Source organism: Virgibacillus sp. NKC19-3 (assembly GCF_019837165.1).
GTDB classification, from domain to species: domain Bacteria; phylum Bacillota; class Bacilli; order Bacillales; family Amphibacillaceae; genus Virgibacillus_L; species Virgibacillus_L saliphilus.
This window is the reverse complement of sequence record NZ_JAGYHC010000001.1, coordinates 1,733,976-1,754,632: the sequence shown is the minus strand read 5'-3', so window position 1 is coordinate 1,754,632 and position 20,657 is coordinate 1,733,976. Positions and strand designations below refer to the sequence as shown.

Annotated in this window: 12 protein-coding genes and 1 pseudogene; all 13 read right to left on the bottom strand. The window is 39.2% G+C overall.

Going from position 1 to position 20,657, the window contains the following annotated elements; all coding sequences use genetic code 11:
- Positions 1-56: 56 nt before the first annotated feature.
- Positions 57-1,730, bottom strand: a complete 1,674-nt coding sequence (locus tag KFZ56_RS08405; RefSeq protein ID WP_255585320.1) for a cbb3-type cytochrome c oxidase subunit I — start codon at positions 1,728-1,730, stop codon at positions 57-59.
- 24 nt (positions 1,731-1,754) lie between these two features.
- The gene (locus KFZ56_RS08400) at positions 1,755-2,222 is read right to left on the bottom strand and encodes a cytochrome c oxidase subunit II (RefSeq protein WP_255584943.1); all 468 of its coding nucleotides are present in this window, start codon (positions 2,220-2,222) and stop codon (positions 1,755-1,757) included.
- A 13-nt stretch (positions 2,223-2,235) separates the two neighbouring features.
- Positions 2,236-2,397, bottom strand: coding sequence for a hypothetical protein (locus KFZ56_RS08395; protein WP_222641486.1), 162 nt, complete (start codon positions 2,395-2,397; stop codon positions 2,236-2,238).
- Between the two features lie 297 nt (positions 2,398-2,694).
- Entirely contained in the window at positions 2,695-6,417 is a 3,723-nt protein-coding gene (addA, locus tag KFZ56_RS08390; protein WP_222641485.1) for a helicase-exonuclease AddAB subunit AddA, read from the bottom strand.
- The gene (gene addB, locus KFZ56_RS08385) at positions 6,417-9,905 is read right to left on the bottom strand and encodes a helicase-exonuclease AddAB subunit AddB (protein WP_222641483.1); all 3,489 of its coding nucleotides are present in this window, start codon (positions 9,903-9,905) and stop codon (positions 6,417-6,419) included. The genes addA and addB overlap by 1 nt, the downstream gene beginning before the upstream one ends.
- 254 nt (positions 9,906-10,159) lie before the next feature.
- Positions 10,160-10,819 carry a TVP38/TMEM64 family protein gene (locus tag KFZ56_RS08380; RefSeq protein WP_222641481.1) on the bottom strand — a complete coding sequence of 220 codons (660 nt, stop codon included), beginning with the start codon at positions 10,817-10,819 and terminating at the stop codon, positions 10,160-10,162.
- A gap of 458 nt (positions 10,820-11,277) precedes the next feature.
- A complete protein-coding gene (locus KFZ56_RS08375) occupies positions 11,278-11,793 on the bottom strand; it encodes a competence protein ComK (RefSeq protein ID WP_222641480.1) in 516 nt (171 codons plus the stop codon).
- Between the two features lie 203 nt (positions 11,794-11,996).
- Positions 11,997-12,992, bottom strand: coding sequence for a lipoate--protein ligase (lplA, locus tag KFZ56_RS08370; protein ID WP_222641478.1), 996 nt, complete (start codon positions 12,990-12,992; stop codon positions 11,997-11,999).
- Between the two features lie 545 nt (positions 12,993-13,537).
- Positions 13,538-13,875: pseudogene (locus KFZ56_RS08365) on the bottom strand (type II toxin-antitoxin system PemK/MazF family toxin).
- The gene (locus KFZ56_RS08360; RefSeq protein ID WP_255584942.1) at positions 13,875-14,117 is read right to left on the bottom strand and encodes an AbrB/MazE/SpoVT family DNA-binding domain-containing protein; all 243 of its coding nucleotides are present in this window, start codon (positions 14,115-14,117) and stop codon (positions 13,875-13,877) included. The pseudogene KFZ56_RS08365 and the gene KFZ56_RS08360 overlap by 1 nt, the downstream one beginning before the upstream one ends.
- 75 nt (positions 14,118-14,192) lie before the next feature.
- Positions 14,193-16,322, bottom strand: coding sequence for a DEAD/DEAH box helicase (locus tag KFZ56_RS08355; protein WP_222641474.1), 2,130 nt, complete (start codon positions 16,320-16,322; stop codon positions 14,193-14,195).
- Between the two features lie 80 nt (positions 16,323-16,402).
- Entirely contained in the window at positions 16,403-17,410 is a 1,008-nt protein-coding gene (locus KFZ56_RS08350; protein ID WP_222641473.1) for a hypothetical protein, read from the bottom strand.
- 159 nt (positions 17,411-17,569) lie between these two features.
- Positions 17,570-20,656: a type I restriction endonuclease subunit R gene (locus KFZ56_RS08345; protein ID WP_222641472.1), complete on the bottom strand. Its 3,087-nt coding sequence runs from the start codon at positions 20,654-20,656 to the stop codon at positions 17,570-17,572.
- Position 20,657 lies beyond the last annotated feature (1 nt).

Below are 20,657 nucleotides of genomic sequence, written 5' to 3'. Positions count from 1 at the left end.
TTTAAAAGCAACTTAAAAAATGCATCGATTGGAAAGCTGTCTCTCATTTCCATTCATTACCATGTTTGAAATGGTGGTGACCCTGGAGGTGCATTAACGACCAGATCAACAATTGGTACGAGATAACCCATCGAGATAACTGCTATTGCTAACACAACCCAAAGTCCCCAGCGTTCCGTCCATTTTGGCGGTGTGGATGCATCATCTTCCGGTTGGGCAATAGGAAACACTGTATTTCCCTTGGGAGCTTTAAACATGAGATGGAAAACAATATAGACCATGAGAATAACGCCTATAAACAAAAGCGTCCCACCAATCGCCAGGAAGAACAGGTATGGGTCCCAATCAAGTGCTGTTGCATTATCCCCGTAAGTGGTGTAAGACGTTCTGCGCGGAGAACCTAAGAGCCCTACCCAGTGCATTGCTCCAGCCATAAATAGCATACCCACCGTCCACGTAATCGTTTGAATAATACCCAGTTTATTTATTTTAGGTGTAAGTTCACGTTTCGTTAAATGTGGTATTAACCAATACATAATTCCAAAGAAAGTCAATACTACTGTTGTACCAACTGTTAAATGAAAGTGACCGGTTATCCAAAGGGAATTATGAACAACTTGATTTAATTGATTATTCGTCTGGGCAATTCCACCTGCTCCAGCTGGAATAAAAGCAATCATTGCAATCATTGGTGCAAGGAAACGAACATCACCCCATGGTAACTTCTTAACCCAGCCCAGCAAACCTTTTGCACCTTTTTTCCTGCCGGTACGTTCAAATACAGCGAACATCGCAAATGCTGTCATTAAAGATGGAAACGCAATGGATAGACTCATAAACACATGCATGAATTTCAATCCTTCTGTAAATCCAGGGTCAACGATCTGATGATGAAATCCACCAGGTACGTTTAAAATAACCAATAAAATGACAACAACCCGAGCCAATGTATCACTAAATAATCTTCCGCCGATGAGCCTTGGTACAATAACATACCATGCTGAAATTGTGGTGAAATACCAAACGTTTACCAAAGTGTGTCCAAAACTCCAGAACAAAGTCCGGCTAAGCATCACATTAACCGTCTCTGTCCAGCCAAAAGCCCATGGGATAAGTGTTAAAACTTCAATCGTAACGCCAATAGATCCAAAGAGCAGGAGAAGGAATGCGCCTACTGCAAAGAAAGACAGTAAAGGCAAATGCTTACCCTTATTTCGCTTCTTCCAGCTCGCTGCATTTGTGAATACACCAAGTGTAGCTGTCCAAACACCGAATACGATAAATACTAAACCGATATAAAACCAGGGGGATGCTTGCATTGGTGGATAAAAAGTGTACAGTACTGTCGCTTTATCCATGACAACAGTTGTAACAACCAATACAGTTCCTATTAACATCAACCCTAGCGCGATCCATCCCATTTTGCGAACCTTAGAAATAAGACCACCAAGCGTATGGGACATAGCTGCATAGAAATAGCCAACCATAAATAATGCAGTGAATATAAGGATTAAGAGGATCCCATGTGCTGTCAATACCTGATAATAATTAAACCAAGCAGGCAATTCCAACAATCCTGCACGATTAAGTCCTTGCAAAAGTCCTAACGTTCCTCCGATAAACAATACAATAAATGCTAGTGAAAAATAAGTTAATGTAAGGCGTGCGTCATCCGGATTCACACCCAATGCTTTATTTGTTTTTTCTTTAAATGTTTCTTTTGCTGCCATTTCCAACATATTTTCCTCCCTTCTTTAATGAACTGTAATCGTTGCACTCATCATTTGGTGCCCGGCCCCACAGTATTCATTACACAAAATCAAGTATTCACCAGGTTCATCAAATGTTTCTGTTATTGTTTGAATACGCCCGGGAACGACCATCGCGTTAACATTCGTTCCAGCGATTTGAAAGCCATGTATCACATCTTCTGTCGTCATTATAAACGTGACTTCAGCTCCTGCAGGTACTTCAATTTCATTTGGCGTAAATCCAAATGCTTGCAGTGTCATAACAACTTCGTATTCATTCTCCCCTACTTCAAATACACCAGGATTATCAAAAGGTGCTGTTTCATTCACCTTCTGCGGATCAATCTGTGCTGTATCACTAGGTGGTCCCATTCCTTGTGCAAATGTTTGGTAACCGGTTATAACCATCGAAAGAACGAGAATTCCAACACCCAAAATAAGCCATATTTCTTCATAGCGATGTAGTTTCAAATGATAACCTCCCTTATATTCGAATCATGTAAATCACAAACAATAAGACAATAAATAATGTGATTCCACCTCCAACAAATACGATGGAAGAGAATAAAGTTCCCTTTAGCGACTTCACATCATCTTTTCCCTGCTCTTGTGCATCCTTTGGGATCATATCTTTTGGTGCTTCCATCTGAAATCCCCCTCCTTACTGTTAACTTACTTCATATTGTAGGTTGAAACGAAGCTTTGTGTTGTGATCTAAATCACATTAATCTGTGATTTAGATAACATTGTTTTTAAAGCAATTACTCTGTTTTACACCTTATCAACACTCACAAACTTAGTATTGGAATTCCTATTTCATCACAATCGCTTGCTTATCACATGTGAACAAATGATGAACAAACGAACATCGACGAATAAAATGAATAAAAAAAAGATCCGCTCTCTCTTGATTAGAAAGCTGATCTTATAAATATATATTGACTTAATTAGGCACATGCAACGCTAAATTTCTGGAAAAGAAATAAAGATAGGCTTCTTTTACAGGCTGTTTCCATATCTCCTCAATGGCATGTCGGTACAGATTCATTTGTGTTTCATATTTTTTCACTAGCTTTTCTTTTACTTTATCGACGGAAAATTCCGCTTCTACAATGGCATCTGTCTTATAATCAATTAAAATCCAACCAGCTTCACTTGGTATGAGGCAATCGATTACACCTTGAATGAGGACATTTTCATCTGTTTCACTTGTCCACGCCGCATATACTTCTCTAGCTGGCAATGTAAGACTGAATGGTATTTCACGTAAAATAGAAGAAGATTCCATCATTAGCTTAGCAATTCTTGTTGTGAAAAATTGCTCAATCGCAGCTAAATCAATTATTTCTGCTTCCTGTTTCGTCAGTAGCTCACTCTCCACCATTGCTTCCACTTTCTCTTCAATTTCAACACGGGATAGTGGCTTCGTCATTGGCAGATGCTGCATCACGGTATGCATTGCCGTACCTTTTTCTGCCGAAGTAATAGTTTTTTCCTTTTGCATGAAAGTTGGCCGTTTCACAATTGGCGCCTGAGGGCCCTGAACAAGTTGATCCCCGCTATATTCATCCTTGATCTCGCGTTGGCGCTTAATTTCTGTTACAGTCTGCTTTGCTCGGGATCTGGCAGCTTCTTCAAAAGGATAGTGGAAAGACAGACGTTCATCAACTTTCTTATCAAGCGAACCATTATAAACTTCCACAGGTTGCCAATTCACAATATTTTCCTTCAACTGTAATTCTGTCTCGCTTGCAGTTTCTTCTAAATTAGCTAACGAGCTGCCATGGATGATAGAAACATCCCAGTCGGAAGGATCCATTTGTATATCATCCAGAACCACGTCACTAATGTCTTCCGTTCGTAGCGCACTATTTGCCTGATGCCGGATTAAGGCGGGTCCGACCCAGTCCAAATAAGTCTTAGACTCTTTTCGGAAATGTGCAGGTAACACCCAATTTGCATGATTGTTCATTTTTTGCCATTTTTGTTGCTTTTTCTCAAATGAAGCAACGTTTCCGATCATTATTAATTTTTCTTTTGCGCGCGTTAATGCCACATATAAAACTCGCATTTCCTCTGCCAACAATTCGCGTAATTTTTCGTTCTGTACGGCATGGTAAAATAGGGTTGGATACGTAATGCGTTTGACGGGATCAATGTATTTACTTGCAAAGCCCAAATCTTTATGCAATAAATATTTCTGCCTTAGATCCTGTAAATTAAACTGCTTATCCATTGCTCCAAGGATGACTACCGGAAATTCGAGTCCTTTACTTTTATGAATCGTCATAATTCGAACGACATCTTCTTGCTCACTAAGCGCCCTTGCAGAACCAAGATCATCTCCGCGCTCTTCCATTCGCTCAATAAAACGCAGGAAGCGGAATAATCCTCTAAATGAAGTTGTTTCATAACCTCTCGCCCGGTCGTATAGTGCACGCAAATTCGCCTGACGTTGACGTCCTCCTGGCATACCACCGACAAAATCATAGTACCCTGTCTCACGATAAATATCCCAAATCAACGCTGATAAAGCTCCTTGTCTAGCTGCTAAGCGAAATTCCTCCAAAAGGGAAAGGAACTGTTCCATCTTTTCAGCCAGCCTGCCGGTGTTCTGTCTCTTAAACTTCTGCACCGCATCGTAAAAAGCATGGTTTTTATCTGCAAGTCGAATGGTTGCTAAGTCCTCTTCATTCAATCCAACCATGGGCGAGCGAAGAACGGAAGCTAACGGAATATCCTGTCTCGGGTTATCAATAACTTTCAGTAAACTAATCATAATTTTGACTTCAATGGCTTCGAAGTAACCTGTAGAAAGCTCAGCATATACAGGAATACCCTGCTTTTTTAATTCATCGACAATGGTTGGTGCCCATGTCATTGAACGCATTAAAATAACGACGTCACGATACTGCATATCACGCTTAACCTGTGTTTCTTTATCAACAACTTGGAGCGGTTTGTTATCTTTCTGGCCAATCCAGGATTTTATTTTCTCCGAATAAGCTCTTGCTTCTAGTTGTGCTTTCTCTAAATCTTGATAATCCTCCTCTTCCTGCGGGTCGTCATCCCCCGCTTCCCTGTCAATAATAAGAAGCTCAGGGGTTGCCTCTGTGTTCGTTAATGTATCGTACATCTGGTTCGCATAAATCAGTTCTGCATCTGCATCATAACGTATCTCCCCTAATTCTTCATCAAGAATCTGGCGGAAAATGTAATTCGTTCCGTTTAAAACATACTCCCTGCTCCTGAAGTTACTAGCTAAGTCAATACGCTTAGCCACATGATCTTGTCGTGCAAATTGTTTATATTTTTGTATAAAAAGCGACGGTTCCGCATGTCGAAATCGGTAAATACTTTGCTTCACGTCACCTACCATGAACCGGTTTCCTGGACCCATTTGATCACTAATTAATGTCAATATAGTCTCCTGAACCAGATTCGTATCCTGATATTCATCTACTAATAATTCACTAAATTGCTCCTTCAATGTATGAGCAACTCGGGACGGAACAGGTTTATCAAACGTTGATGAATTATCAACAAGAAGCTCAAGACAGAAATGTTCCAAGTCGGAAAAGTCAACAATCGCTTTTTCCCGTTTTTGTTCTGTAAAACGTGCTTTAAATTGTTTCACTAAGTCGGTTAATTTCCGAATAATAGGCGCAAGCTCGCGCATATCTTCAATATGACTCACCAAATTGCGACTGAACCATTTATCCCGCATGTCATTCCAACGCTTTTTGTAGCTTTTCCTCAGGGTTTGTACGCTATCTTTCTTTGCTTCATCACAATCCGTTCGTTTGGATGATAATTTTGCAAACGAATGATGTGCCATAAAAGTTTGTAAATCATCCCAAGACTCGAGCGAGGCTAACGCTTCTTGCAAGCTGGATAAATCAGATTCTATCGCATCTGCATACGGATAAGGTCCGTCACTTTCTTTCGTTAATGCAAGGGCTTGATTCATTTCTTCCTCGATTGCAGTAAATTGACTGCTTATCTCACGTTTCATAATAGTCAACCAATGTAACTCAGATTCTCGAAAATCCTGAGGAATCTCATACACATCTGCTAGATGATCCAGCCAATGATCCGGCCATGGATTCTGTATGGCAAAATGATATAATTTTAGAATTAAATCTTCTACCTCCACATCACTACGATCACTTGAAAAACGATCAACAACAGGGAAAAAATTTTCCAGCCCTTCCTCTTCTTCTCCATACCATTCCTCAAATAAATCATCAATTACTTCTTGTTTGATCAGGTCAGTTTCCATATCATTTGCGATACGAAAAGCCGGATCAATATCAAGCAAATACGCATGTTGTTTAACAACGTCCAAGCAGAAAGAATGTAATGTAGATATGGAAGCTTTTTGCAATAACGATAGCTGTTTTTTCAAGTGATTAGATGTTGGGTCTTTTGCTAATGCTGCTTCAAGAGCCAATCCGACGCGACTCTGCATTTCTTGTGCCGCAGCATTGGTAAATGTAACAACAAGCAGGGAATCGATATCAGTCGGATTATCTTTTTTTAACAGCTTTTGGATAATCCGCTCTACTAATACAGCTGTTTTCCCAGAACCGGCAGCCGCTGCTACAAGCACATCACTGCCGTCCGTATAAATAGCTTCCTCTTGTTCCTTTGTCCACGCGGCCATTATTTTCCCTCCCCTTTACGGAGTCTGTCTAAAATATCCTCATCTTTCATATCTGTCAGTTTTCGGTAATTATTTGTTTCTAAGATTGGATCGAATTGGCAAAGTGAATGAAACGGGCAATACGTACAAGCAATTTCCTGTTTATGCTGATATGGATTTAAATGAACGCCGCCTTCTGTCATATCAATACCTGCTTGCATCATTAATTGATGAATATGGTTCTGCAAACGCGTAAAAGTATCCTTATCCGCTACTTTCGAATAGCTGTAAAAACCACCATTCTTTTTGACGCCAGCCGGAATAATTTGACTTGAGCCTGATTCCAGTGATGTATCCATCTGCCTGATCATTTCTTCATCTGACAAAAGCATGCCCTGCATTTTATACTTTCTAAAAATTTCCTGTTCAATGGCTTCATCGTTCACCTTTTCATTTTTGGAAATCATCGGATTATGCACATGGAAATAAAGCACTCCTGCTGGTGTGGCCCTGGAACCCAGCCACTGCTCGGAACTCGATAGTACAACATCCAGATACGCCAACATTTGCAACGCGAGCCCATAATAAACCTCTAGAAGATTTAAGCCCTTAGCACTCGATTTGTAATCAATAATGCGAAGGAATAATGCTTCTTCATTTACTGCTTTATCCACACGGTCAATTCGCCCACGGAGCATAAGTTCATACCCATTTTCCAAATCAAGTGTAAGCGGTGGAAGTGTTTGACCCTTTCCAAATCCAACTTCCAATCCTACAGGTGAAAAATCACTTCTTCTTGCTTGTTCGCTTAATACAAAAGCTGCTCTTGCAATAACATCCTGTAATTTCTTTTGTATATATTGATAACGATTCGAACTGTGTAATATTTGATGCTGCAGGATAGGCGCCAAATGGATCACCGCTTTTTGTGCATAATCATCTGTTTCATGCTTCGATAGTTGCGCAAACTCTCTCCCATCGGCTTGTATCCATTCTGTAATTGTTTTTAGAGCTTCGTGGAAAAGCTGTCCGATGTCAGGAGCATCCAATTTATATGTTTTTCGTTCATCCAAATTTAAACTATATTTTGCAAAATGCTGGAACGAACATCGATAATAGGATTCCAATCGAGATACGCTTGCTTTTACCTGTTGAGGGTATAATTTTTCTACCGTCTCAGAAGCTAGATTTATAGGTTTATTTTGATAATATAAGCTCTGTAAAATCGTGTGAGTCATGCCGTATTTCGGATAATGATCGATATACCAATTCAGTACATGCCACCAAATCGAATGGATCGGGTACCCTTTTCGCCCGCGTGCTAATTGAGCTGTTAATGCTGACCTTGTTTTTAACGGGGTAGTAATAAAACGATCTGCTTCTATCAATTCATCCGGATCTTGCAGTAAAATATGATCACGTCTTGCCGGAAATAAGTCTTCCATTCGTTTGATCAGCTGTGATGGCATTTTCGATTTACCCTCTTCATCACTCAGTGGATAGCTAACCCAAATTCGATCTTTGGCTGCTGTAAAGGCAATATACATGTAAAACCAGTCATCCAGTAATTGTTGCTTGCTGCTACTAGCTAATTGCATTCCATGTCCGGCCAATAATTCTCTTTCCTGTTCATTAATCATCCCATCCGAATCCGGCTTCATGGGCCAAACACCGTCATTAACCCCTAGCAAAAAGGCGCACGTAATTCCGCTAATTCTTGATCGGTCAATCGTACCAACGATCACATGATCAATCGTTGGTGGGACATGTGCGAATTTTAATGTTTCCAACCCAGCATCTAAAGTTGTTCGAAATGTCGATAATGTCATCTTTTCTTCACCAGCTAGCTCAACCATTTCATCAAATAGCTGAATCACTGCATTCCATACTTGTTCCTGTTCCCTGCCTTTTTCTACTTCTCCTCGATCATCGTATCGCTCTCTTGTATGCTCCAAGCGCGTTGGTACATCAAGATTTTCCAACAATGTATAGGTTATCTCACATAATTCCTGTACCGTGCTAGCATTTCTAAGTTGCTCATCAAAGGGAGCCAGTGCTCGCGTGACTTGATAGCGGTACTTGTTTACACGTTGTTGTATTTCTTTTTCCGCATCGGTTTGTGCTGCCTGGTCGAACCCTCGGAAACGCTGAAAAATCCACTCCTTCTCACCGGTCCAGCTCGATCTGGAACGAATGCCATATTCCAGCACATAATTTTCGAGTTCATCAATGGCATCATTGGTTAAGGGAAAATCGGGGTCCGAGGAAGGAATAAAACCTGTCTTCAACAAGCGAAAAATAGCATCATAACGCCAATTACCTTCAACGACATCCAATGCGGATCGAATAAACTCGATCAAAGCATGGTTGAGCATGGTTCTTTTTTCATCGATAAATACAGGGATATCATGATCTTGAAATATCGTATCAATTAAATCATGATAGGTTTCTGTTTCTCTGATGAATACAGCTATATCCTGAAATCGATAGTTCTCCTCACGAACAAGCCGGATAATTTCCTGCGCGGCTCCCTCTACCTCCGCTCGGGGATGAACAGCCTCTGCAATACGCAGTGGTACTTCCCCGTCAAAAACTGCAGGAGGTCTAACGTCGAAATTATGCTCCAAATGAGCTAAATACGGGCGATCCTTGAATCTGCCATTCGACGGATCCAGTTTAACTGTTTCTTCAATATCAATTTGATTATTTTGGGCTATTTCTCGTAATATATGATAGGTTTCTGTCGTCTGATAAAACAAGTCCAGCTCGGATACTTCTGTATGCTGAGGATCCGCTGTTAATGTGACTGTGACAGATTTACATTTTTTCATTAAGGCTTCTACTACCGTCAGCTCTGTTGGTGTGAAACGATGAAACCCGTCAACATATATTTCAGCATCCTTCAGTAATGTTGCATCCTGAATCTTTGCTGCCAGTAGCTTCAATTGATCTTCACTATCCATGTAATTACCTTCAAGCGCCTGCATCAATTTTTCATAGATATAAGCCAAATCGTCTAACTTTGCAGCTAGAGCCTCTTCCCCAGGCTCTTTATGTACATACTGCTTTATTTGATGTATTTGAGTTTCGAGCGTATCCGGCGTAACCTCATATCGTTTGAATTCGGTAATCATGTTCTCTAATTGCTGTAGAAATCCATGTTTCTCCATGGCTTTTTGAAAAATACGCCATTCTCCCTGTCTTTCCTCAATGATTTTCCGAAGCATCATTTGCACACCGACAGAGCTAATGAATTGTCTGGTTCCACCACCAGTTTCTTGGAGTACTCGCCATGCCAGCCTGGAGAAACTAACAACTTGCCCGCGGATACTTCCCTTTATCTCCCTATCGTTGAAAAGGGCATATTCCTGCTGAAATGTCATTTGATCCGGAACAATATAAAAAATTGGCGGACCTTGTGGGTCATCCAACAATTTTTCTTTTATTTCATCAAGGGACCTGCCGCTTTTTCCAGTTCCAGCTCTTCCCAATAAAAATCGGATTCCCATCGTCATCCCCCATTCATGTTAACGTTAATTACGTCACATTTATATCAACTACAAAGCTTTAAAAGCTATTACTAACAAAAAGAACCTAAAAAATAGAACTTGTATCTTTATTCTATCAAAGATACAAGTTCTAACATAGCTATTTGCCGAGGAAGAACCTTGTTTGATTTAGCAGTCAATAATTTTTTCATTTCAACTTCTTCCTTCGGGGTATTTTTGTATTCTATTCATCCTAATACCCTGTGTGAAAGCTTTTAATCCTTTTGGTGAATGCTCGGATTGTCTTTTAAGTAAGATTTTTTTTCCAATCTCTTCTCAATATATTTCCCTATTATCCAAAATAATACAATACAAATACCAACTACAATGGTTCGTACCGGGTTTTTGGCAAATTCCGTTATACTTGCTCCAACATAGGCAATTGAAAAGATCATCACTGATTTCCCAAGTAGAATAGCTAAAATAAACTGCTGAATGCTAATCTTTGATAAACCAGCTACCACATTAATAACAGCAGATGGTGAAAATGGAAAACACATGAGTAGAAAAAGAGGACCAAATCCATGTCGTTCCAGCCACGTCGTTACGCTCTTTACTTGTTTATTTTTGCGTATTGATTTCACGATTTTCGTATTTCTGAGCTTACGTATAATGAGAAAAACAACAGTAGCTCCTAAACTGGCTCCAATCCAAGATAATAGAAATCCTTCCAATAGCCCATATGCTGCAGCATTTGCAATAACAAACACGACTAATGGCAGAAAAGGAAGAAGTGCTTCAATAAAAGGTAATAAAACTCCCGGCAACGGTCCAAGACTTTCATACTCATGCAGCAACTGCTGAATGAATTCCTCCCAGCCCTCGTCTTCAACAATCCCTTTCCAATCATAAAAATTGATGTTCATTAAGTACATTAAGTTAAATCTCCTCATTCATGTATACAAACGCCTTTTATTTCGTTCCATGATATTATTTTAATGTAAACATTTTAAAATGCATAGTTATATGTCAAATGTAGCCACTTTCTTTTCCATTTAGGTTGTATTTTTCTATCATTATATAATATATACACGGAACTAAGGCTCTTATACAATAAAGGGATTCACTTATGCGCTATCTTATAGATGAAGATCTGCGAGTAAGACTTCATGATTCCTTTTTCTTTCAGTGGTGATAACAGTTAACGGACAGCATAGACATTCAATCTAGGCTTGGTTAAAGCACTAAAGTCGTGTTTTTAAAAAATAAGAAGCGGAAGAAATGGAAATACGAAAAACAGAAATGAATCGCTTTCATTTTTAAGTACATGGTTGAAACTACTTTCATCCCGTGACTTGAAATAAAGTAGAAGCAATGGCCCAAGAACGCATGATTACGTCTCAGCTACCATATCGGTCTTATGTTTTTGCAAAAATTTAATACGATTATCAAGTAGATACCGATATTGCGCAGTTCGCTGCACTTGATTTAGCATGGAACCAAAAGAGACATCGAGCGTAACTTGCTTCCCATTTTTAAAACTAATTTCTGTACGATGATTTGGAGCTTTATTGATTTGGTCAATATGGGAATGAGCAATCCAAGAACATTTAGCATTAGCTGGAGAGGATGTCGGAAAAAAATACATCCCGCTAGAAGGGTCAATTGAGATAGGCGCTTTATGTGTTAATCCACAAATATCGCGAGTTCCGTCCTGTCTGCCTTTTAGGCTGGCCCCAAAGAACTTGCAAGCTGAATCAATAATTTTAGTAGGAGGTTGGTCGACAATATATTCGAAGTCTTCTTCCAATATGGTTTTGATTGAATTGCCATTATCACTGAGTTGAACGATAACCGCCATGGTCATTGGGGTAATTTCATAAGTTGGAGTATAAAAATCATTATACATGTTTATCATCCTTTCGTTTTTAAACGAAAAGAAAGTGGCTAAATATTAATTTACCAAATTTCCACATAAAAAGCTACAAAAAAATAGCCTTCCGTGAAAAAACTTTTTATTTTATAACAATTTCAAATGGAATAGTTGATTTTTCGAGTTATTTCTATTTTGATAAAAAATAGCAGCTCATTCTACCATGAGCTGCCTGACACTTAATAGATTAAATTAATGAATTCTTCTTTCGTAATTCGACCTAGGTAATGTGGAACATCAACATCTGCCAATGCTTCTTCAATCGCTTTACGCTCGTGACGAACCCCGGTCAGGCTATCCTCGATGACTCCTACATTTCCAACACCAAAGAAATCACCATAAATCTTGCAATTTTCGATAACGCCTTTTTTAACATCCAGACGAACGTCCACCAGACCAGCGTCAAATTTATGGGATGCCTGAATATTAAAGGATGGTGATTTACCATAATTCCAATCCCACTGCTGATAACGTTCCTTGGAGATTTGGTGGATATTCTCCCAATCTTTTTCCGTTAATTCATGCTGCGGAACGTCCTTAACATCTTCCACATCAAATACATGTCGCAAAATAAGTGCTTTGAATTCATCCATGCTAATTTTCTCATCTAGAAATTCAGAGATATTGGCTACACGGCTACGAATGGATTTGATCCCTTTGGATTCAATTTTTTCTTTATTGACATTTAAAGCAGAAACAACGTTTTCAATTTGTGAATCAAGCATCAGCGTGCCATGACTGAACATCCGTCCTCTCGTTGAAAACATGGCGTTACCGGAAATTTTACGTCCATTGGCTGCCAGGTCATTCCTTCCATGTAACTCCGCTGGTACACCGATTTTATTTAATGCATCTACGATTGGCTGCGTGAACCGTTGGAAATTTTGAAAGCTATTTCCATCATCCTGTGTAATAAAACTGAAATTCAGGTTCTGTTCATCGTGATATACCGCTCCTCCACCTGACAGACGACGAACAACTTTTATTCCGTTCTCATCAACATATTCTGTATTAATTTCTTCAACGGAGTTCTGATTCCTACCGATAATAATCGAAGGCTTGTTCACATAAAACAATAAATAAGAATCCTGCTCGCCAAAGTTTTCTAAAACGTACTCTTCCAATGCCAGGTTAATTGTTGGATCTGTAATCCCTTGATTGTCTATAAATTTCACTAGTAAGCACCTCTCTCTTCATTTCACCTATAAATAGTTTACTGGAAATAATAATGGCAATCAATGAATATACATGGTCAATTCACAAAAGTTGTACTCTGCGCCGATGAACTGAAATAACCCGCCGTCGAAAAATGAGATCCGGCCTTTATGTGTGTAGAGGGTCCCTACATCTATCGCCATTTCTATCGCTCCTATGTTTTCTTTCTTTACTAGATTATGTAAATCAGTTGTTTTAGGCGCCTTCAACTTTAGCATGAGTGTTTTTCAACAAGGTGAATCTTTTTGATGTATCCATACAATAAAAGTGACATAAGATAATCCTCTATGTCACCGCTTTTATCCAATACCGAAACTTATTTCTCCTTGTTCTCATCTTTCGTCATCAAATCATTCATCGTTTTTCATCGTTTAACCTGCAACTTTTATCAAATTGGGGGATCTTTAAGACAAACATATGCAATAAGCATCTATTTGTCTATACTCTATCCGTGTAAAAATCTTATTATACATATTGAAGGATCTTAGATGACGATATCTATTCTCTAATTATCCCGTGTATATTCACTCACATATAGAATTTTTTGAATGCGTTTAATACATATATTTACAATTTCGACAGGTGCTTTTCCTTGAACCTCCAATCTAAACTACGAATTTGATCAGATAAAATAACACCATAAACCGGCAGATCCTCGGGTAGTTCAATTTTGAAAGGATAACCCTTTTTCTTGGTTGTAATAAGGCATAAAAAGGCAAACTTCTGTGCCTGATTGAATTTTTTTGGTGATAAAACGATAGCAGGCCTAAATCCTGCCTGTTCATGCCCGAATTGAGGGCTGAAATTCAATGTCACTAAATCTCCTCTTTCTGGCGCTTGCATTAGCCTATCTCAGCTCCTTCTGGCTTCCCGAAGTCAATCTCTTCATGTTCATTTTCGGGCGTGATCATAGATAGCAATTCATCAAGGGAAGGGTCGTCTTCCACCACCGGTTTTAATATAATCCCATTTCCTCCATCGACAACTTCCATTTGCGAACCATTGACAAGGTCATATTTATTTGCCAACCATTCTGGAATACTTACACCGATACTGTTTCCCCATTTCCTGGCTGTAACGGTCATCGAGAACACCCCTTTTTTATTTTCTGAATACATTGTACCGTCCTTTCTTTTTTACTAACTATCTTCACTTCAATCTCACCCCACATATTGCTCCAACCGTTCCTGCTCCAATTTCAACACTTTCTTCTTGATCGATTCTTCTTCCGATTCCTCATGTTCTTGCAATGCAAGGGAAGCAACATCGGATTCTCTGGCATATAGGTCGAATAAATTAGCCTTCTCACCCAATATCTCCAACATCGTTCCATCAATGCTTTCTTCTGTCAGAAGCCGATAGACAATCACATTTCGCGATTGACCCATCCTATAGGCACGACTTATAGCTTGTTCTTCGGTAGACGGTTTCCATTGTGGCTCACACAAAACCACAATATTGGCAGCCTGTATGTTCAATCCAACGCCACCCGCACTAATTTGACTCACCAAAACAGATCCGGGCCGTGCATCCGTAAATGCATCAATGATTTCTTGCCTTCTTGCATTGGAAACATCTCCCGTTATGGCTTCAAATGTTCTATCATTTACATGCCGCTGGATGGTGTCGATGACATCTCGGAAAAAGGAAAATACCAATACCTTTTGCCCATTCTCATAGGCTTCCTGACATATATCCAACAGTTTTTCCAGTTTAGGTGATTTTCCTGGTGTGCCACCCAACCATGCAGCACGCCGCATAAGCATTAATTGACCTGCCATAACCGCCTGTTGATAGTGCTCTTCTTCCTCTTCCCCAAAGTTGGTCCACTGTGGTATGATTTCCAGTTCGGGCAACTCCGCTAATACATCTTTTCTATTTCTCCTTAAATAAACCGGAGCAACGAGCTGTCTAAATTCATTTGGCATCAGTAAGTGTAATTTTTCCGATAACTTTTCAGCAATATCCGGTTGCAGGACGGACATTAACTGTTTCATTTCATCCAGCCTATTTTCCAGTGGTGTCCCACTCATAAACAGAACATACTCGACATTCGCTGCAAGTTGATAGATTCGCTGGGAACGCTTGGCCTCTGGGTTCTTAACATAGTGTGCTTCGTCTACAATTAGTGCATCCACAGGCTGTTCTTCTTCAAGATTCATATGTAATGTATGCTCATAGGTCGTAAGGATAACACCGGTTTGAGCTTGCCATTTTGCAAATTCCGCATCACGATTGCGACCGTGGAAAATAAACGTTTTTAGTTCCGAATGCTGCTCAATTTCTCGCTTCCAGTTTGCAAGCACACTTAATGGACAAACAACCAATGCATATTTCTGATTACGTTGGGATAAATGATTCACCATAGCCAACGCTTGAATGGTTTTACCCAGTCCCATTTCATCGCCAAGCAATGTTCGCCTGTAGTATAAGGCATACTTTGCCCCAAATGTCTGATACTGTCTTAATGCTATTTTCAGCCCTGTCGTATCGAGTGTTGTATTTCTTATTGTTTCTACAATCCCTGCTGGTAAATCTTCTGCTTCTTCCGTCTGTTCAAAGTCCGTTACTTTTTCAATTTCCGTATAATAAGCGGCGTTCTCCTTCACAAAATGCTGGATTAACGCATCTCTGTCCACGGTATATGGAATGATTTTATCCAGTTTTTGGTAAATAGATTCCAGATTCTCTTGGTAAGCATTTAATCGATCAAAAGCTGCCTTGATTTGTTCTTTTTCGGTCTTTGATTGAAAAAGGGATCCTACAAAGCCTTTCTTGTTCTTCGCTGTTTCCATATCAGGGATGATCGTTTGATGTAAATAGTCAGCATCCGTGTGCAATGATTCCAACGTCGGTAAGAGTTCCCATTTCCTGTAAATAGACTCAAGCAGGTCGATCTCAGCCCCAGATAAGTCATCCGGATCGATTCTGGGCTTTGCCTGCTGATAAACAGATTCTGTAATTTTGGATACAGCTTCTGCAATCGAATCAGCATATTTCTCACCAATACCATCAATGTACATCAGATCGGCAGCTGATTGATCACGAATGTCATAGAGACTCCTGAAGCCGTTCTCCACTAATACGTTGACCGGCAATCCTTTTTCCAAGGTAGAAATCGTGTCGATCGGAATCGTCTTTACATTCTCCCGCACTTTGATTCTCTTTAACGTTTGCCAGGCATCTTTGATTTGGTTGTTAAAATGCTCCTCGGAAAAGAGATTGCAATTTTCTAGGATGTGATTAACTTCTGATTCGAGGCGTTTTACATCTTTTTTGTTGTTGATCATGGTTAAGCCCCTTTTTTAAGATCGATTTCTTTTTATTCCCCATTCGATCATGAACCAGTGCTCCCTGTATAGAAAGGAATTTATTCAGGTAACTCATTTCCCTGCTTCACATAATCATACATCGCTTTTAGGGTGCTACGAGGTTCGATACCACGTTCAATGGCTTGCTCGTATTCGCGCATCCATTCTTTCGAGCGTTTCTGATATTGGCGTATCCATTCCAGTAAAATGTACAGATCCACTTCATCTCTTAATTTGCGATGACGTTTTTTGTAAAAGTTGATTGCTGTATCGTATTCACCAAGCTCACTTTGCAATATGAACACCATTTCTACCAATATGTTAATATATTCCTCGGCTTCGTACTTTGCTCTCCAGTCCATTTTCTTCGTTTGTTTTATGTATGTCTCTTTTTTGTAAACTAAATCTTCTGCGATCTGGCCAGCCTTCTCTTTGAGTGGGGCATTGTTTAACATACCAGTCATCATCCCCAGCAATTCACTGGGTAATATATTATGATTGTTTTCATTACCTGCAATTAGTTGTAGGGAGTCGGAAATCCATTTATCTGGCACCTGTTCTTCTTTTTTTAGTGTGATTAAACGATTCAAGAAGTCCAGCTGCGGAATTCGCATCGTGTAAAAAGGCTCATCACTCGAAAATACAACATGTCCCGAAGCATACGTAAACAACCGATATAATTCTTCTAAAAGGTGGATGCACTCCATGCGGTATTCCGGTTCGCGGCCGAGTTCCGTTATTTGATCCACCAATCGTTTAGCTGTAAACCGCCATTTGGAACGTTCTTTTTTAGGAATTTCGCGGTTAGGTGCAAAATAATTTTGCTCCCAGGCATTTTCCATAAACGTTTTCGCTTCATCCTCGACACTTGCAAAATCCGGTTTTTCCTTTGCTTGTTTCCCCTTTTTCTTTTCCTGTTTGAAAACTTGCGGATTATCGATAAGTGTATCAATTTGTTTTTCTTCACGTACCTTTTTCGGTATTTGTTTGTACATCTCAGCGACCAGTACCTGGAGTTCATCTTTCTTCATGTTGTCTGTTTTTGCTCGGAGTTCGTTTACTTTCAATGATGTTCCTCCAAATCCTTGTATATTTTTAATTTATTCCATATTACATGGAAAATTCACATACCGGTTTAAATCAACGTTTTCCCAAGTTTAAACGGATTTTTCATAAAAGGTAGTCAAAATATACGCTGGCAGGCTATATACAGGAAACTTATTTAATTAATCATATTTCGATTTAATTTTCGGTATTTCCTCACGAAGAAATTTCATTAACTCAATATTATGTTCTAACTTATTTTTTCCCTTTTGGTTCATTGCCGATTCAAATTCCACACTACCAAATAAGTCATCTTTAAAGGGGATATCATCAGATCTTGTAACAGAATATGCTTCAACTGAATCTTTAAGAATATCACCATCTACTCCCCATTCTTCAGCAGACTCTTGGAGTATTACTTTCATTTTATCATTCTTCCAATTATCAAACGCTTCGTCAAAGTTAACTCCACTTGACACATTTCCGGGCTCAAGTTCCTCTATTACAAACTCTTTTAAAAGCTCTGCTTGTTCATGATCCCCCATGTTACTTAATTCTTCTATTTGCTGATAAATGATACGTAATGTTTCTGTATCAACGGTTTGTTTACCATCAGATGAAACAGCCTTTTCCCCAATTAAATTAAGGATATGATTAGCATCGATTACTTGCGTGCCTGCTAGCTTTGTTTTTCCGGCTAGAGCGTTTGGAGATGTAACAGGATCAGGGTCTCTTTCTTCCCAAGTTAAATTTTTATATGCACCTACATAGCGCAACCATGTATGTTCATCGATACCAAACGTTTGTTCATCCCATTTAAACTCATAATACTGTTCCACGAAATTTAATTGCTCCGAACTGTCTTTGTATGCAAGAATAAAAGCCTCTTTTTTCTCCTGATCATGTGTGATCTCTTGCCAACTCGTTGGGTTAGGCAGCGTAGGAGTCATTTCACTTACTTTGATTGCGAACTTTTCTACGGCTGTGTCATAAGGTTCAACAATGGCCTTACTACTTTTGCCTCCACTACCATATAATTTTAGTGCCTGATTAACCATATCCTCTGTGATTCTTGGATATTTAAAATTTATAATCGAGCCAAACTCTTTTTCTTCACCGTATATACGATTCGTTCTAGAATAAGCTTGAACAAGTTTTTGTAGTTCAAGTGGACGGTCCACGTATAACGTATTGATGAATTTGGAATCATATCCTGTCAGTAATTGGTCTGCAACGATAACTAGGTCAATATTCTTCGGATTTCTTCCACTACCACCACGTGTTGCCCGTTCGACAACATCTTCATAGTAAGCATCTTCCCCATGCTTCTTATCGTCGGCGACAAATTCAATCCCTGTAAAAGAAGCATAATCTCGAAACATCTCTTCTATGACACTTGGATCTACCGGTTCGTTTTCTTCATCCCCTCCAAAACTAAACGTCATCGCCACGTTTAATTGAATATCATTACGACCTTCTAATTGCTTCTTAAATTCATCATAAAAAGCAATCACTCGCTTTTTATAGGCAACTGTCAAAATGGCGTTGAATACTTGTCCCTGTGATTGGGATGGCCATTTATTTAATATCTCCTCTACCACACGTGGAATATGCGTATCATCGTGATACACAAGGATGTCTCTTTTTTGTGCTTGCTGTTCCACTTCCAATTCTGACCAACTATATACAAGGCGTTCCATTTCCCGTTCGGCCATATCAGGTTGCTCTTGTTTCAACTGTTCCATAATTTGTTCTCTTAAATCATCATAACTCGAAAATTCGCCTGTATTCATATAATCGACATAAAAACCTAGCACGTTTTTATCACCAATTGCCTCATCAATGGTATATTGGTGAAGTTGCGGACCGAATAATTTCTCTGTTGTATTGATTACTTCACTTTTTTCGTTAATTTTTCCCTTTATTTTGTTCTCATCAAATAAAGGTGTTCCTGTATAGCCGAAGAAAAATCCATTTTTTCTAAAATACTGTTTGATCGTTCCCATCATATTCCCCATTGTCGTACGATGGGCCTCATCAATGATAAAAACGATCCGCTTGTTTGCTATACTTTCATCTTGTGCTTCTTCTAGCTCTTTTACTAACGCATTCAATTTGAATGTCGTTGTGACGACAATCCCACCGTTAGATGATTTCAGTATTTTTCTAAGTTGATATGTATGCTTTGTATCATCAACAGAAACAGGTTCATATGCAGCATATGCTTTAAAGTTCTCACTCGTCCGGTTATCCAACTCTCTACGGTCAACTAGAAACACGACTTTGTCGAATCCTCCTCGAGTTGATAAAAATAAAGCTGTTTTAAAACTCGTAATCGTTTTTCCTGACCCCGTAGTGTGCCAAACAAAACCACCATGTGGAATTCTATTTTCGTTATCCCATCCAAATGCAGCGCCTTCTACTGCTTGTAGAGCATGTACTTGATATGGCCGCATAATCATATGACGTCTATTTTCTTCTTCTTTGGCTTCATCAATAACTAAATAGTCACCAACAATTTGATGTGCCATCGGAATCATCAGAAATTGGCAGATAACATCTTCCCAATGGTTGACCGGTTTATTATTTTCATCAGCCCAATGGAATACAAAGCTTGGGTTAAAATCCTTAATAGTTTTTGGTGTTGCAAAATAACGAGTCGCAACTTCCGATGTAATAACCATCATTTGAGAAAAAGCCATGAAATTATGGGTGTATTCTCCATCACGGTAATAACGCTTGAACTGATTAAATGCTTCATCTAACGTCTTATCTGTTCGTTTTTGTTCGATATTAATGAGTGGCAAACCATTAATAAGTAACACTAGGTCAAAACGGTTATCATTTTGTGATTCTACTTCTCTAGCAATACGATAACTTGAATCACCACCACTAACCTGTGCCTTTTTGAAAATCGTTAGCGTAATTTGTTGTCTTGTAATGTCGGGATGGTCGTCACGGTATATGCCATCAATCTTTCCTTTTGATTGTTCCATCGCTAATATTTTAGCTGCTTCATAGCTATTCGCAATTTGCTTCACTTGTGCCATCACTTGGCTAAACTCATTATCTGTTAATGGTACACCTTCCAATTGGTCGGCATTAATACGGTTTATCTCATCCCGCCAGTGATCGATCAAACGTTTCACAGTAACTTTTTGTTTATTACCATTTAAAAAGTCAGGTGCTTCCCATTTATACTTTTGCATCTCTTTGACAAAATTGTCTTGGAACGTCTTCTCTGAAGCGTTCTTTGGTGCATTACTCACA